This window comes from Denitrificimonas halotolerans (assembly GCF_034259425.1).
Lineage (GTDB): Bacteria > Pseudomonadota > Gammaproteobacteria > Pseudomonadales > Pseudomonadaceae > Denitrificimonas > Denitrificimonas halotolerans.
Genome location: NZ_JAXIVU010000012.1, coordinates 1 through 13,319 on the forward strand (window position 1 = coordinate 1; position 13,319 = coordinate 13,319).

The following is a 13,319-nucleotide window of genomic DNA, read 5'->3' on the forward strand; positions in this document are numbered from 1 at the left end:
GGACTATAAATGCGCTCACGCAGGCATTGTTTTTAAGGAAGTTGACGAGGCATACACCACCCAAACCTGTTCGAGTTGCGGCAGTTTGCCCGAGTCGAGGCCGAAAGGTATCGCAGGACTTGGAATATGAGAATGGACGTGCAGTGGGTGCGGTGTTACCCACTATCGCGATATCAACGCGGCACGTAACATTCTCGCGGTCGGGCATGGTCGTCTAGCAGTAGGAATCTCTGTCCTTTAGGCCGGAGAGGGTGTCAACCTGAGCTGAATGGTTAAAGATCAATTTTCAGTTTAAAAAATATTTTTAGGGCTTCCAATATTGTTTTTATAGGCTATAATAGCTGCCGACTTCAACAGGAAATACCTATGAAGTGCCTTAAGAAAAAGATTTTAAAAATATTTTGATTAAGGTGTTGACAAGGTTAGAAAATCCAGTAGAATGTCGCACCACAGATGAGGCAAACATCAAGCGAAGTTTGCAGAAGCCTGTAGTAAGTTCCGCGATAGCTCAGTCGGTAGAGCAAATGACTGTTAATCATTGGGTCCCTGGTTCGAGTCCAGGTCGTGGAGCCATCGGGGTATAGCGCAGTCCGGTAGCGCGCCTGCTTTGGGAGCAGGATGTCGGGAGTTCGAATCCCCCTACCCCGACCATTTTTTTGGGTCGTTAGCTCAGTGGTAGAGCAGTTGGCTTTTAACCAATTGGTCGTAGGTTCGAATCCCACACGACCCACCATGTATTGAGAGATACACATTATAAGCCTCTAGCAGAAATGCTAGGGGCTTTTTTGTTTTTGTTAATTTAAAGTTTAGCTAGCAGCTAGGTTTGTGGGTCAAACTAGGTTGGGTGACAAGTGACAAGTGACAAGTGACAAGTGACAAGTGACAAGTGACAAGTGACAAGTGACAAGTGACAAGGGGCTTTGCTGAGATTCAAGCCCCATCCATGCTCGATTGCAGGTATAGAATTAGTTGTTGCGAGAGACGATATAGTCAGCCAGTTGACGCAAGTGTACAGCTTTGTGATCAAAGTCAGACAGAGCCTCTAAGGCTTGCTGTTTGAGTGTTTGGGCGTAGCGTTGTGCTTCTTCTAAACCTAGTAGTGCTGGGTAGGTTGGTTTGCCATGCTCAATATCGCTACCTTGTTGTTTGCCTAATGTTTTAGTGTCGCTGATCACATCTAAAATATCGTCTTGTACCTGAAAGGCTAGGCCTATGGATTGTGCGTAATGATCCAAAGCTTCAAGTTTTTGTTTTGTAGCGTGGTTGCTAGCTAGTGCACCTAAACGCACGCTAGCTTGAATTAATGCTCCTGTTTTGTGGCGGTGCATGAGTTCCAAAGTATCCTGACTAATGATTTGGCCGACAGCACTGAGGTCAATTGCTTGTCCACCAACCATGCCTTTTGCCCCCGCTGCATTGGAAAGCTCTTTGAGCATGTCTAAGCGTTGTTGGCTGCTGACCGGTGAGAGATTCTCGTCACACAATGCGTGAAAGGCTAGCGCTTGTAGGGCGTCGCCTGCAAGGATTGCGTACGCCTCGTCAAATGCCTTGTGTGTTGTTGGCTGGCCGCGGCGTAAGTCATCATCATCCATAGCGGGCAGGTCATCATGAACCAGTGAGTAGGCATGGATTAACTCTACAGCACAGGCTGCACCATATGCTTGTTGTATTTCACCCCCCAGAGCTTGGCAACTGGCAAAAACTAGCAGTGGACGTACTCTCTTACCACCATTCATGACGCTGTAGTGCATTGCGTCGTATAAACGCTGTAGTTCGAAAGTTGGTGCGCGTAGGAGTTGTTCGAGTGCCCCATCAACATGTTGCTGACAAAAATGCTGGTAATCTGAAATCAAGGCAGAAGGCTTCCATCGTGTGTTTGTTCAGTAAGCGTGCCGTTTTGCTCGAGTAGAACTTGCACCCGTTGTTCCGCGTCTTGTAATGCGCTTTGACATTCCCGAGTAAGGGCGATGCCTTTTTCAAAAGTTGCTAGTGACTCTTCAAGGGAGAGATCACCGCTTTCAAGGCGTTCTACCAGTGCTTGCAGGTCACTTAAGGATTGTTCAAATGCCGGTAATTTTTTTTGGCGAGCCATACAGCCCTCACAAAATAAAGGATTAGGGGTATAGAGCGCAACTGACTCTATGGGCTTATCTGTAGATAAGCGATGTTGTGCTCTCAATGGTGTATGGCAAAGTATAACAGCACTGTAGGTTGAGCTAAATTATTAACGTCTTTTCTTCAGAGAGGGCAGTAGATTTAGCGGTTTAATCAATACGAGAATTTGGATCGTGGGGTGGTTTTGGCAGGGGAATCAGCTTGTTTAAATTGGCAGGTTAATAACTGCAGCGATCAATAAAGGCATTAATCGCTGCAGGCTTATGTTACTTGTTAAAAGCAGCGGCAGCTTTACTGATCTCTTCACGAGCTTCAGCGGCATTACCCCAACCTTCAACTTTGACCCACTTGCCTTTTTCAAGGTCTTTGTAGTTTTCAAAGAAGTGCTTGATTTGCTCAATCAGCAGTGGTGGTAAGTCGGTATATTCTTGTACGTCATTATATAGTTGGGTCACTTTTTCGTGTGGTACAGCAATCAGCTTTGCATCACCGCCAGCTTCGTCAGTCATATGCAATACGCCAATTGGACGTGCACGGATGACAGCGCCTGGGGCGACTGGGTATGGGGTTACCACTAAAACGTCTAAAGCATCGCCGTCGTCAGCTAGAGTGTTAGGAATAAACCCATAGTTTGCTGGGTAGAACATAGGGGTTGCCATAAAGCGATCAACCATTAGGCTGTCAGTATCCATATCAATTTCATATTTGATAGGAGCGTGATTGGCAGGAATTTCAATCGCGACATAAATATCGTGAGGTAGGTCTTTGCCGGCTGGGATTTTGCTAAAACTCATAAGACGTATCCAATGGTGAGTGAAAAGTGCGGCAATTATAGGGGTATTTATTGATCTATACCAAATATTGCCATGTTTGATAATTTGTTAAGTTTGCAGTATGACCTGTGAGAAACGTAAGTATTTTGAGCTGTAAATGTTTCTACAGCGTAATAGGAAGGTTAAAGTAATAAAATATAGTTTCTAAAACGCTGGTCTTCGATAAATTTAGCCGACTCGTAGAGGCGTTGAGCAATGACATTATTAGCGCTAATAGACACTCTTAGGCGCAGTACATTATTGGCGCGTGCTTGTTCGGCAATGGCTTGCAGCAGTTGTTTGGCTACTTTCTTTCGACGCTCCCCTTCGATCACATACAGATCGTTTAAGATCCAAATTGGACGTAATGAGACTGACGAGAAGCTTGGGTACACTAAACAGAACCCCAGTAATTTATCTGCTTCAAAAGCCAGTAAAATAATGGCTTCATGCTTTTTAATACGCTCGGCTAAGTATTGTTTTGATTCGGCTTGCTGCGGCATTGCGCCATAGAGTTCTCGATAGTGAACAAACATTGGAGCTAAGCGGTCTAGATGATCTAATTCGGCAGGAACGATGCGCATAGCAATTCTCTTTATTGTAGCGTGTAGTCATTATTAGACTGATAATCCTGCCTGAAAGCAGCGCTGATATGCAAATGTACGGTGCTTGCTTGAAACACGGTAGCTCGCGATAGCGTGTGTTAATCTAGCTAGCATTCAGTTGAGGTTTGTATGCATATTCATATTTTAGGCATTTGTGGCACATTTATGGGCTCTTTAGCATTGTTGGCGAAAGAGTTGGGGCATCGAGTAACGGGGTCGGATGTGAATGTTTACCCACCGATGAGCACTCAATTGCAAGAGCAAGGTATTGAGCTGATGCAAGGCTATTTACCTGAGCATTTACAGCCAGCGCCAGATCTAGTGGTAGTGGGCAATGCTTTATCTCGTGGTAACCCTGCGGTGGAGTACTTATTAGATGTGGGGCTGCCTTATGTCTCCGGTCCGCAATGGTTAGCAGAACATGTTTTGCAAGGCCGATGGGTGATGGCTGCGGCAGGTACTCACGGTAAAACTACCACCAGCAGTATGTTGGCTTGGATTTTAGAGTATGCAGGGATGCAGCCTGGTTTTTTAATTGGTGGTGTACCGCAAAATTTTGGAATTTCCGCTCGTTTAGGTGGTACTGACTTCTTTATTGTTGAAGCAGATGAATATGATAGTGCTTTTTTTGATAAGCGTTCAAAATTTGTTCATTATCGGCCGCGAACTACCATATTAAATAACCTCGAATTTGATCATGCGGATATTTTTCCTGATTTGGCAGCCATTGAACAGCAGTTCCATCATCTTGTGCGTACAGTACCAAGCAACGGATTGATTATTTACCCAGAGCAAGAGCAAGCCATTAAACGTGTTTTAGAGAAGGGGTGCTGGACGCCAATACAAACAACGGGCCCTGGAGGGCAGTGGCAGGCTCGTCTAGTTAAACAAGATGGGTCGGTCTTTAGTGTGTTGCTAGATGGTATTGAGCAGGGAGTGGTGCGTTGGTCGCTCACTGGTTTGCATAATGTTGCTAATGCCCTAGCAGCTTTAGCTGCTGCTCGCCATGTAGGGGTTACTGCTGAGCACGGTACGCAAGCTTTAGCTGAGTTTGAAAATGTTAAGCGCCGCATGCAGAACTTAGGCTGTGTGCGAGGAGTGACGGTTTATGATGACTTTGCTCACCACCCGACTGCGATTGCTAGCACCTTAGATGGTTTACGTAAGCAAGTGGGTGAACAAAAGATTATTGCAGTGATTGAGCCGCGCTCTAATTCAATGAAATTGGGCGCGCACCGTGAAGGCTTAGCTCCATCTACAGAGTTAGCTGACCATGTTTTTTGGTATGCGCCTGATCATTTGGGGTGGGATTTAGCGAGCACAGTAGCTGATGCATTGGTCCCAACTCAAGTTTGTAAGAGTTTGCCAGCTATCATTGATGGCGTATTAGCTTTGGCAGAGCCAGGTACTCAGGTTGTGATTATGAGCAATGGCGGTTTTGGTGGTATCCATGGTCAATTATTGGAAGCTTTGGAGGCGTCACAATGATGGGACCTCAACGTATTACTTTAGCCATGACTGGTGCCTCGGGTGCTCAATATGGCTTGCGTTTGCTAGATTGTTTAGTCCAGGAAGATCGTGAAGTACACTTTTTGATTTCTAAAGCGGCACAGTTAGTATTAGCAACAGAAACAGATGTGTTATTGCCGCCTAAGCCGCAAGCAATGCAGCAGTTCTTAACGGAATATACTGGGGCAGCGGCAGGTCAGGTGCGAGTGTATGGCAAAGAAGATTGGATGTCGTCGGTGGCCTCTGGTTCTGGTGCACCGAATGCCATGGTAGTTGTGCCTTGCTCCACAGGGACGTTATCGGCTATTGCTACTGGGGCCTGTAATAATTTGATTGAGCGCGCAGCTGATGTGGTATTGAAAGAGCGCCGACAGTTGATTATTGTGCCTCGAGAAGCACCGTACTCCAGTATTCATTTAGAAAACATGCTTAAGCTATCCAATATGGGAGCGGTGATATTACCGGCATCGCCTGGTTTTTATCATGGTCCACAAAGCATTGATGATTTGGTGGACTTTGTGGTTGCACGAATCCTTAATGTGTTACAAATCCCACAAGATATGTTGCCGCGATGGGGGGAGCACCATCAAGCGGGTTGGGATGAGTAATAAGCTTTTTGCGCTAGTTTTGATGGCATTAATGTGCAGTGGTGGTTGTGCCAGTGTGCGCACCTTAGATGCGGCGCAAGTGGGAGCTCCTGTGATTTATTCGGGCACTCGACTGGATTGGTATGCTTTGCAGGGGGGCTGTTATCCGATAGAGCGTTTTGGAGCGCAACCGCCTAAATATGCAGCTTTAGATCTGCCTTTTAGTGTATTGCTAGATACTTTATTGCTGCCTTGGGCGGTGGCTGTTGAATTGGGGGTTAGTTTAGGGGTGCAAGGTGGTTATTAGGACGTAGAAATATGAAGCGCTTAAATTATCGGTCAGCGTTTTAGTAATATGCTGCAAGTGCGCTATAATTTAACTTAAATATTTTCTTTCCAAGCCACGCCGTATTGCGTGGTTTGTTATTTTTGTAGCGCGAATGAGCGCCCAAACTTTTAAGAGGCAACACTGATGAGTCCATTGGTAGGCGTAATTATGGGTTCCAAGTCTGATTGGAGCACAATGAGCCACAGCGTAGACATGCTCGAAACTTTAGGCATCCCTTATGAAGTGCAAGTGGTTTCTGCGCACCGTACTCCAGACTTATTATTCAGTTATGCTGAGCAAGCACATGGACGTGGTATCGAGGTGATCATTGCCGGCGCCGGTGGTGCAGCGCATTTACCAGGTATGTGCGCAGCAAAAACTCATTTGCCAGTATTGGGTGTGCCCGTACAATCATCCATGTTGTCTGGGGTGGATTCATTATTATCTATTGTACAAATGCCCGCAGGTGTGCCTGTGGCCACTCTATCCATTGGTAAAGCCGGAGCGATTAACGCTGCTTTATTGGCAGCTAGTATTGTTGGGCATAAACATCCTGAGTTTCATGTGGCGCTCAACGCATACCGTGAAAAGCAAACACAAACTGTATTGGATCATCCTGATCCACGAGAGGCTTAAGTCATGAAAGTTGGTGTGATTGGTGGTGGGCAGTTAGGACGCATGTTATCGCTAGCTGGAACCCCTTTAGGAATGCAGTTTACTTTTCTTGATCCTGCTGAAGATGCTTGTGCGGCAGCTGTAGGTGAGCATTTATTAGGCGGTTATGACTCACAAGAGCACCTAAAAAAACTGGCGCAGTCCGTGGATCTGGTTACTTTTGAGTTTGAAAGTGTGCCGGCTGAAACAGTTGCTTTTTTAGAACAGTTTGTACCTGTTTATCCTAGTGCTAATGCGTTACGTATTGCGCGTGACCGTTGGTTTGAAAAATCTATGTTTAAAGAACAGGGTATTCCGACCACTGAGTTTGCTAATGTTTTATCCCAGGCCGATTTAGAAGCAGCCGTTGCTCAGATTGGGTTGCCTGCAGTTCTTAAAACCCGCACTTTAGGCTATGACGGTAAGGGTCAGAAGGTTTTGCGTGAGGCAGCTGATGTTGCAGGTGCTTTTGCCTACCTAGGTAATGTGCCATGCATCTTAGAGGGCTTTGTTGATTTTAGCGGCGAAGTGTCTTTGATTGCGGTTCGTGCCCGTGATGGTCAGGTCAGCTGTTACCCATTGGTGCATAACGTGCATCATGAAGGTATTTTACATTTATCGGTGGCCAGTGATGAGCATCCCCTGCAGGCGTTGGCGCAAGATTATGCTGGCCGTGTACTCAATGAGTTGAATTATGTTGGCGTTTTAGCGTTTGAGTTTTTCGAAGTCGATGATGGCTTAAAAGCGAATGAAATTGCACCGCGAGTACATAATTCAGGGCACTGGACCATTGAAGGTGCGGAGTCGAGCCAGTTTGAAAACCATTTACGTGCTATTGCAGGTCTGCCGTTAGGTTCGGTTGCAAAGGTGGGACATAGTGCCATGCTGAACTTTGTTGGAAGTATTCCAGCAACCGTGGATGTGTTGGCGGTAGCAGATTGTCATTTACATGATTACAGCAAAGCGTTTAAACCCGGTCGTAAAGTAGGGCATGCCACCTTGCGTAGTGCTACGGCAGAGCGGTTGCAGCAACAAATTGCTGAGTTAGAAAAACTGATAAAAGATTAAGCGTATGGCGAACCCTAAGGCATAATGGCTGTCCATATGACGAATTCAATAAAAATATAAAAGGAAAGCTTATGGGAATCTTAGGTACATTATTCATTGGCTTGTTAGCAGGTGTTTTGGCGCGTCTACTTAAACCAGGTAAAAGTGGTTTAGGTATTATTATGACCATTATTTTAGGTGTAGCTGGGTCTGTGGTTGCGACCTATGGTGGCCAAGCGTTAAATATTTATGAAGCAGGTCAGCCAGCAGGTTTTATCGGTGCTGTAGTTGGTGCGATTGTCTTGTTGTTTATTTTTGAAGCTTTGCATAAGCGTTCATAGAAGTGCGTTACTTCCTGCTGGCTATGTTGCTATTGGCAAGTACAGTACCAGCAGCCCTAGAAGAAACTGATTGGTTAGAATTGCTGCCAGAGTCAGACCTTCAAGCGCTGCTGGATATGCCAGAAATCAGTCATAATACGCCAGAAGCTGACAGCAGCTTTTATGCACCAGAACGTGGTGGTTTGCGTGCTTCTGGGGAAGATTTGCCGGCCGTGATGTATTCAGCGCAGACTGTCCCTGAACTGGATGGTCGTGCAATTCTCTTAGGTGGTTATCCGGTACCGTTAGAAAGCAATGGAAAAGGCAACTTTGTTGAGTTTTTCTTAGTACCCTACCCAGGGGCGTGCATTCATGTTCCACCACCGCCACCGAATCAAATTGTCTTAGTTCGTTATCCGCAAGGGATGCCATTAGAGGATATTTATGCGCCTTTGTGGGTAGAAGGCACTTTGAATATTGAGTTGAGCAGCAATGAACTTGCGGATGCGGCTTATACTATTGCTGCTGATAAAGTCGAGTTAGTTGAGTATTAGATAGTCAGTGGCTAGTTTGTTGGGCGATCATGAGTTTAACAAGAGTGATTGTCGCAGTAGAACGCTTATGACCATGAGTTACTTACAAGGTTGAACTGTATTGGCTGTCTCAAGGAGGCTTAATTCAGCTAAGATAGTGGCCTGATTAGATATTTTTATACGGCTTTGCTCAGGCATTGCTTGATTAACCTACCCGTGAGGACCTTATGCAGCCTTTTGTAATCGCTCCGTCTATTTTATCTGCTGACTTTGCTCGCCTTGGTGAGGAAGTGGAGCGCGTACTCCAAGCCGGTGCTGATACCGTGCATTTTGATGTTATGGATAACCATTATGTTCCTAATCTTACAGTTGGTCCCATGGTATGCAATGCATTGCGTAAGTACGGCATTACAGCCCCTATCGATGTACATTTAATGGTTAAACCTGTGGACCGTATTGTTGGTGATTTTATTGAGGCGGGCGCGAGCTATATCACTTTTCACCCAGAAGCTTCAGAGCACGTGGATCGCTCTTTACAGCTGATTCAGCAAGGTGGTTGCAAGGCGGGCTTAGTTTTTAACCCAGCAACGCCACTCGATGTACTTAAGTATGTGCTCGATAAAGTTGATATGGTGCTCTTAATGAGCGTAAATCCAGGCTTTGGTGGGCAGTCATTTATTCCAGGTACTTTGGATAAGTTGCGCGAAGCACGCGCAATCATTGATGCCAGTGGCTTGCCGATCCGTCTGCAAGTGGATGGCGGTGTTAACGTGAAGAATATTAAAGAAATTGCGCAAGCGGGTGCAGATACTTTTGTTGCGGGTTCTGCAATTTTTAATGCACCAGATTACGCTCAAGCGATTTCTGCAATGCGAGCAGAGTTGGCAGGTGTGCAACAGTGAAAGCCTTGTTGAGTGTGCTAGATGGACAGCTACCTAAGCTGGTGATGTTTGATTTGGATGGCACTTTAATTGACTCTGTTCCAGATCTAGCCGCTGCTACAGATAAGATGCTAGTACAGTTAGGGCGCGCTCCTGCAGGAATGGATAAAGTGCGTAACTGGGTAGGCAATGGGGCGGCAGTTTTAGTACGACGTGCACTAGCCGATCATTTTGAGCATCAAGAGGTGAGTGCCGAGCAAGAAGCTGAAGCCTTGGCCATCTTTATGCAGGCTTATGCTCAAGATAATAGCTTAACAACTTTATATCCAGGCGTAATAGATACTCTGAAAACGTTACAGAAACTGGGTATTAAACAAGCCTTAGTCACCAATAAACCGGAGCGTTTTTTACCAGGCTTATTAGAAGAAACGCAAATGGCAGAATTCTTTGACTGGGTTGTCGGTGGTGATACTTTTCCACAAAAAAAACCAGACCCAACCGGTTTGCTTTGGGTTATGGAGCAGGCTGGTGTAACGGCTGCTGAATGTCTATTTATCGGGGATTCACGTAATGATGTACAGGCTGCACATGCGGCGCAAGTCGCTTGTGTTGCGGTCACTTACGGTTATAACTATGGCGAGTCTATTTGTGCGCAAAATCCAGCTTTAATACTCAATGACTTACGTGAGCTCTTTCTTTGATATCCTCCCCGACCTAAAGGGTGGGGATTCTTATAGCTAGAGAGCCATGCCAGCTGAGAGAATGTTCTTGGTTGTGCTGATATCGTAGTCATGGGCGACACCGTACCCACTGTATGTTCATGAGGGAGTAAGGCAGAGCAGTGCGTGAAAGTTTTCCGCTCAAGCCTCATTATTGAGCCCCTTCGAACTGAGCACTCACCGGTATTTTTGGTTGTGTGTTTGTTTGTGACACTTGATATAGGGCACTTCCAGAAGGATTACATTGTTTGTCCATCATCCTTGCGCAAAGACTTCCTGCATAAAACCTCATTCAATCTCATCAAAAACCACGATGTTATTGTTATTGAGGATTTGAACGTTAAAGGCATGGTTAAAAACAGGTGCTTAGCTAAAGTGATCAGCGACAGCTCATGGTCACAGTTTGCCACGATGCTGGCCTACAAAGCAGGCTGGTATGGCGGTGCCCAAGCTGCAATAAAACTCTAGATCGTGATTATAACGCCAACATCAACATCCTAAAGGAAGGCTTACGCTGCTGGATATCAATGACAGAAGCCCACGGTGTGAGGGAGTTAGCCGAGTCAATTTGCATAACCTTTGCTGTGTTGCAACGCACCCCACCAAGTCAGTGTATGACCTAGGAAGCCCCCACTTCTAAAGTGGCGAGTAGTTCATTCGGTTCAAAGCTTAAGTTTACTTTCAGTGAAAAATTGAGAATGAGTTTGTAAGTGCGTGTTGAGATGGCTGATCGATATTGGTTGAGCGTAGGCAAACCTACAGCGTAGCTATCACTGTAGTTGTGCGAAGTTGTATAATGTCTACCTTTGTCAGATTTAAAATCTATTGAGGGGTAAGTCGCACGTGAATAGCCCAGCAAGTCAGCAAGTATCTCAACCTGTAGTACGCTTAACCGAGTATAGTCATGGTGCAGGCTGTGGTTGTAAAATCTCCCCTAAAGTACTTGATCAGATTCTCATCTCTAGTCTTAATTTGCCTGCTGATGCCAACTTGCTAGTAGGGAATAGTAGCAAGGATGATGCTGCTGCCTATGATATTGGTAATGGTCAGGTTATTTTAAGTACTACCGACTTTTTTATGCCAATTGCTGATGACCCTTTTGATTTTGGGCGTATTGCAGCAACTAACGCCATTAGTGATATTTACGCCATGGGTGGGAAACCTATTATGGCTATTGCTATTCTTGGTTGGCCGGTGAATATTTTGCCACCAGAAGTTGCACAGCAAGTGATCGAAGGTGGGCGTCAGGCCTGTGCCGATGCAGGCATTATGCTAGCGGGTGGGCACAGTATTGATTCCCCAGAGCCTATCTTCGGCTTAGCAGTGACGGGTATTGTGGACAAAGACCAACTTAAGCAAAACAGCAGCGCTAAGGCCGGTTGCAAGCTGTATTTAACCAAACCACTGGGTGTCGGGATTTTAACTACAGCACAAAAGCAAAAGAAACTGCGTCCAGAGCATGAGTTTTTGGCGCGAGATACTATGTGCTTGATGAATAAAGTGGGCGCCGAAGTTGCTCGTTTACCTGGTGTAGAAGCCATTACAGATGTTACAGGCTTTGGTTTGATGGGGCACTTACTGGAAGTATGTGAAGGTAGTGCTGTGAATGCTGTCTTGGATGAGCAAAAGATACCTTTATTAGAGCCGGTGCGTGATTATATTGCGCAAGGCTGTTTACCCGGCGGTACGACCCGTAACTTTGAATCCTATAGTGATAAGTTGGCACCGCTCACTGATGAGCAGCGCGCGCTCTTTTGTGATCCACAAACCAGCGGTGGCTTATTGATTGCTGTGCAACCAGAACAGGCAGCACAACTTGAAGAGATATTGACGGCGGCGGGAGTCTATGCTCATTCCATCGGGGAGTTGGTTGAGGCTCGCACCGATTATCGGATTGAGGTACGGTCATGAGTCGAGCAGACACTGAAGATTTTGCTCGGTTATTTTTGACTGATACACCTCTGTTGGATGCACGTGCGCCCCTTGAGTTTAACAAGGGTGCATTTCCGCACACAGTGAACTTACCTTTAATGACTGATTCTGAGCGCGCGAAGGTGGGGACTTGTTATAAGCAACAAGGACAGGCTGCTGCTTTAGCGCTAGGGCATCAACTGGTAAGAGGTAAACTGAAAGAGCAGCGTATTGAGCAATGGCTGGCATTTGCCCGTCATTATCCGCATGGGTATTTATACTGCTTTCGTGGTGGCTTGCGCAGCCAGATTGTTCAGCAATGGATGAAGGAAGCCGGCTGTGAGTACCCACGTGTTATTGGTGGTTATAAGGCCATGCGCCGCTTTTTAATTGATAGCCAAGAACAAATTGTTGCGGATAGTCAGTTTTGCATACTGGCTGGACATACTGGATGTGCGAAAACTGATTTACTCAATGATTTAGAGCACAGCATTGATTTAGAGGGTTTAGCCAATCATAGAGGTAGTGCTTTTGGTAAGCGACCTACGGGGCAACCGTCACAAATTGATTTTGAAAATAAACTGGCAATTGCGTTATTGCGCCAATACCACGTTAACCCACACCAACGTATTTTGCTTGAAGATGAAAGCAAACTCATTGGTCGTTGCGCGATTCCATTAAATTTACGTGAGCGTATGGCTCAGGCTCCAATTATTATTGTCACAGCCTCTTTAGAGCAGCGGATCGAGCACAGTTTTTGTAATTATATTCTGCATAAATTAGGTGAGTGGCAGCGTGCAGTTGGTGAAGAGGCAGGTTTTATCGCTTTTAGTGATGACCTGACACGCTCACTGCAAAAAATCCAGAAGCGTTTAGGTGGGGTTTTGTATCAAGAGGCACATGCTCTCTTACTGCAGGCATTGGAGCAGCATCGACGTGGTGATAATAGCCTTCATCGTGACTGGATTAAGATCATTCTGAGTAAGTATTATGACCCTATGTACGAATATCAGTTACAGGATAGAAGACATTTGGTTGAGTTTATGGGTTCTGCAACTGAAGTGCGTGAGTATTTCATTGCAGCGGCGCAACAGCAGCGCGGTTCTGAAAGTATTGATTGAGTTGTTAGATACTACAAAAGTCTGAGCGCAGCTTGAGTCCTTTGCGTGAAGCTCTGCAATGAGTGACTGCTGTGCATGGAAATAACAAAAACTAGTATCTACAGCTTGCGCGTTCTGATGGCCTGCGCTAGTGTAGTTTTATATTTTCAGTCCACCCCAAGGGACCCGCTCGTGGTT

17 protein-coding genes, 3 tRNA genes and 1 pseudogene are annotated in these 13,319 nt (G+C 45.8%); 17 read left to right on the plus strand and 4 right to left on the minus strand.

Features of this window, described 5'->3' with window-relative positions; all coding sequences use genetic code 11:
• From TOI97_RS13405 to TOI97_RS09045, 4 genes and pseudogenes are all read left to right on the plus strand, one after another.
• A pseudogene (locus TOI97_RS13405) lies at positions 1 to 241 on the plus strand (zinc ribbon domain-containing protein); the annotation flags it as partial.
• Positions 242 to 497: 256 nt separating this feature from the next.
• Positions 498 to 573: transfer RNA gene (locus TOI97_RS09035), tRNA-Asn, on the plus strand.
• Position 574: 1 nt separating this feature from the next.
• Positions 575 to 651 (plus strand) — tRNA-Pro (locus TOI97_RS09040).
• Positions 652 to 658: 7 nt separating this feature from the next.
• Positions 659 to 733, plus strand: a tRNA-Lys gene (locus TOI97_RS09045).
• A 232-nt stretch (positions 734 to 965) separates the two neighbouring features.
• Here the strand turns inward: TOI97_RS09045 and ispA are convergent.
• From ispA to TOI97_RS09065, 4 genes are all read right to left on the minus strand, one after another.
• Positions 966 to 1,853: a (2E,6E)-farnesyl diphosphate synthase gene (gene ispA, locus TOI97_RS09050; protein WP_321553797.1), complete on the minus strand. Its 888-nt coding sequence runs from the start codon at positions 1,851 to 1,853 to the stop codon at positions 966 to 968.
• The gene (locus tag TOI97_RS09055; protein ID WP_321553798.1) at positions 1,850 to 2,092 is read right to left on the minus strand and encodes an exodeoxyribonuclease VII small subunit; all 243 of its coding nucleotides are present in this window, start codon (positions 2,090 to 2,092) and stop codon (positions 1,850 to 1,852) included. Before TOI97_RS09055 ends, ispA begins: the two co-directional genes overlap by 4 nt.
• Before the next feature lie 289 nt (positions 2,093 to 2,381).
• The gene (ppa, locus tag TOI97_RS09060; RefSeq protein WP_321553799.1) at positions 2,382 to 2,909 is read right to left on the minus strand and encodes an inorganic diphosphatase; all 528 of its coding nucleotides are present in this window, start codon (positions 2,907 to 2,909) and stop codon (positions 2,382 to 2,384) included.
• Positions 2,910 to 3,070: 161 nt separating this feature from the next.
• Positions 3,071 to 3,511 carry a GNAT family N-acetyltransferase gene (locus TOI97_RS09065; protein ID WP_321553800.1) on the minus strand — a complete coding sequence of 147 codons (441 nt, stop codon included), beginning with the start codon at positions 3,509 to 3,511 and terminating at the stop codon, positions 3,071 to 3,073.
• A 150-nt stretch (positions 3,512 to 3,661) separates the two neighbouring features.
• Between TOI97_RS09065 and mpl the strand changes: the two genes are divergently transcribed.
• The 13 genes from mpl to mnmH all read left to right on the plus strand — a co-directional run bounded on the left by mpl (position 3,662) and on the right by mnmH (position 13,142).
• A complete protein-coding gene (gene mpl / locus TOI97_RS09070) occupies positions 3,662 to 5,020 on the plus strand; it encodes a UDP-N-acetylmuramate:L-alanyl-gamma-D-glutamyl-meso-diaminopimelate ligase (RefSeq protein ID WP_321553801.1) in 1,359 nt (452 codons plus the stop codon).
• Entirely contained in the window at positions 5,017 to 5,649 is a 633-nt protein-coding gene (ubiX, locus tag TOI97_RS09075) for a flavin prenyltransferase UbiX (RefSeq protein ID WP_321553802.1), read from the plus strand. Before mpl ends, ubiX begins: the two co-directional genes overlap by 4 nt.
• Positions 5,642 to 5,935 (plus strand): YceK/YidQ family lipoprotein, encoded by a 294-nt coding sequence (locus TOI97_RS09080; protein WP_321553803.1) that lies wholly within the window; start codon positions 5,642 to 5,644, stop codon positions 5,933 to 5,935. Before ubiX ends, TOI97_RS09080 begins: the two co-directional genes overlap by 8 nt.
• Before the next feature lie 165 nt (positions 5,936 to 6,100).
• Positions 6,101 to 6,592 carry a 5-(carboxyamino)imidazole ribonucleotide mutase gene (gene purE, locus TOI97_RS09085; protein WP_321553804.1) on the plus strand — a complete coding sequence of 164 codons (492 nt, stop codon included), beginning with the start codon at positions 6,101 to 6,103 and terminating at the stop codon, positions 6,590 to 6,592.
• 3 nt (positions 6,593 to 6,595) lie between these two features.
• Positions 6,596 to 7,678, plus strand: coding sequence for a 5-(carboxyamino)imidazole ribonucleotide synthase (locus tag TOI97_RS09090; protein ID WP_321553805.1), 1,083 nt, complete (start codon positions 6,596 to 6,598; stop codon positions 7,676 to 7,678).
• 71 nt (positions 7,679 to 7,749) lie between these two features.
• Positions 7,750 to 7,998 (plus strand): GlsB/YeaQ/YmgE family stress response membrane protein, encoded by a 249-nt coding sequence (locus tag TOI97_RS09095; protein WP_321553806.1) that lies wholly within the window; start codon positions 7,750 to 7,752, stop codon positions 7,996 to 7,998.
• 2 nt (positions 7,999 to 8,000) lie between these two features.
• Positions 8,001 to 8,531 carry a DUF3299 domain-containing protein gene (locus tag TOI97_RS09100; protein ID WP_456077550.1) on the plus strand — a complete coding sequence of 177 codons (531 nt, stop codon included), beginning with the start codon at positions 8,001 to 8,003 and terminating at the stop codon, positions 8,529 to 8,531.
• Positions 8,532 to 8,737: 206 nt separating this feature from the next.
• Positions 8,738 to 9,412, plus strand: coding sequence for a ribulose-phosphate 3-epimerase (rpe, locus tag TOI97_RS09105; protein ID WP_321553807.1), 675 nt, complete (start codon positions 8,738 to 8,740; stop codon positions 9,410 to 9,412).
• A gap of 44 nt (positions 9,413 to 9,456) precedes the next feature.
• The gene (locus tag TOI97_RS09110; RefSeq protein ID WP_321553876.1) at positions 9,457 to 10,092 is read left to right on the plus strand and encodes a phosphoglycolate phosphatase; all 636 of its coding nucleotides are present in this window, start codon (positions 9,457 to 9,459) and stop codon (positions 10,090 to 10,092) included.
• Between the two features lie 225 nt (positions 10,093 to 10,317).
• Positions 10,318 to 10,578, plus strand: coding sequence for an IS200/IS605 family accessory protein TnpB-related protein (locus TOI97_RS09115; RefSeq protein ID WP_321553808.1), 261 nt, complete (start codon positions 10,318 to 10,320; stop codon positions 10,576 to 10,578).
• Positions 10,503 to 10,733, plus strand: a complete 231-nt coding sequence (locus TOI97_RS09120; RefSeq protein ID WP_321553809.1) for a zinc ribbon domain-containing protein — start codon at positions 10,503 to 10,505, stop codon at positions 10,731 to 10,733. Before TOI97_RS09115 ends, TOI97_RS09120 begins: the two co-directional genes overlap by 76 nt.
• A 220-nt stretch (positions 10,734 to 10,953) precedes the next feature.
• The gene (selD, locus tag TOI97_RS09125; protein ID WP_321553810.1) at positions 10,954 to 12,021 is read left to right on the plus strand and encodes a selenide, water dikinase SelD; all 1,068 of its coding nucleotides are present in this window, start codon (positions 10,954 to 10,956) and stop codon (positions 12,019 to 12,021) included.
• On the plus strand, positions 12,018 to 13,142 hold the full coding sequence (gene mnmH, locus TOI97_RS09130; protein ID WP_321553811.1) for a tRNA 2-selenouridine(34) synthase MnmH: 1,125 nt from the start codon (positions 12,018 to 12,020) through the stop codon (positions 13,140 to 13,142). The genes selD and mnmH overlap by 4 nt, the downstream gene beginning before the upstream one ends.
• Positions 13,143 to 13,319 lie beyond the last annotated feature (177 nt).

Coding starts and splice junctions, on each gene's coding strand:
- TOI97_RS09055 (WP_321553798.1), bottom strand. CDS start 2,092: ATGGCTCGCCAAAAAAAATTACCGGCATTTGAACAATCCTTAAGTGAC.
- ppa (WP_321553799.1), bottom strand. CDS start 2,909: ATGAGTTTTAGCAAAATCCCAGCCGGCAAAGACCTACCTCACGATATT.
- TOI97_RS09065 (WP_321553800.1), bottom strand. CDS start 3,511: ATGCGCATCGTTCCTGCCGAATTAGATCATCTAGACCGCTTAGCTCCA.
- mpl (WP_321553801.1), top strand. CDS start 3,662: ATGCATATTCATATTTTAGGCATTTGTGGCACATTTATGGGCTCTTTA.
- ubiX (WP_321553802.1), top strand. CDS start 5,017: ATGATGGGACCTCAACGTATTACTTTAGCCATGACTGGTGCCTCGGGT.
- TOI97_RS09080 (WP_321553803.1), top strand. CDS start 5,642: ATGAGTAATAAGCTTTTTGCGCTAGTTTTGATGGCATTAATGTGCAGT.
- purE (WP_321553804.1), top strand. CDS start 6,101: ATGAGTCCATTGGTAGGCGTAATTATGGGTTCCAAGTCTGATTGGAGC.
- TOI97_RS09090 (WP_321553805.1), top strand. CDS start 6,596: ATGAAAGTTGGTGTGATTGGTGGTGGGCAGTTAGGACGCATGTTATCG.
- TOI97_RS09095 (WP_321553806.1), top strand. CDS start 7,750: ATGGGAATCTTAGGTACATTATTCATTGGCTTGTTAGCAGGTGTTTTG.
- rpe (WP_321553807.1), top strand. CDS start 8,738: ATGCAGCCTTTTGTAATCGCTCCGTCTATTTTATCTGCTGACTTTGCT.
- TOI97_RS09110 (WP_321553876.1), top strand. CDS start 9,457: ATGTTTGATTTGGATGGCACTTTAATTGACTCTGTTCCAGATCTAGCC.
- TOI97_RS09120 (WP_321553809.1), top strand. CDS start 10,503: ATGGTCACAGTTTGCCACGATGCTGGCCTACAAAGCAGGCTGGTATGG.
- mnmH (WP_321553811.1), top strand. CDS start 12,018: ATGAGTCGAGCAGACACTGAAGATTTTGCTCGGTTATTTTTGACTGAT.